Genomic DNA, 309 nt, shown 5'->3' with positions numbered 1-309 from the left:
GCACTGAATGCGGCAGGTCGTGCCGCAGATGGATCAGCGTGGCCACCAGCCGGTCGACGAACACCAGCCGGTGGCGTGCGCCGGCACCCTCGGCGCGCTTCCGGGCTCCTCCTCGCGCGGCATGGCGTCGGCTCTCGAGTCCGGCCTGCCACGGCACGGCCAACTCCTCGACCAAACAGGCGAGATGCTCTCGAGAGATCCCAATGAACAGCCGATGCGCCAGCACCATCCGATTAACCATGATCACCACACACGGATCATGCCACCTGCCTGGCACGACGCCTCTCCCGCTATCACGCACCAACTCGT

At 66.0% G+C, this 309-nt stretch carries 1 pseudogene; it reads right to left on the bottom strand.

The window, feature by feature from the left end:
• Positions 1-241, bottom strand: a pseudogene (locus V7793_RS38055) (transposase family protein); the annotation flags it as partial.
• Positions 242-309: the final 68 nt, after the last annotated feature.

Origin of the sequence: Streptomyces sp. KLMMK (assembly GCF_036961605.1) — a bacterium.
Classification (GTDB): Bacteria; Actinomycetota; Actinomycetes; order Streptomycetales; family Streptomycetaceae; genus Streptomyces; species Streptomyces telluris.
The sequence above is the reverse complement of the archived record's forward strand: the minus strand, read 5'-3'. Positions and strand labels throughout refer to the sequence as shown.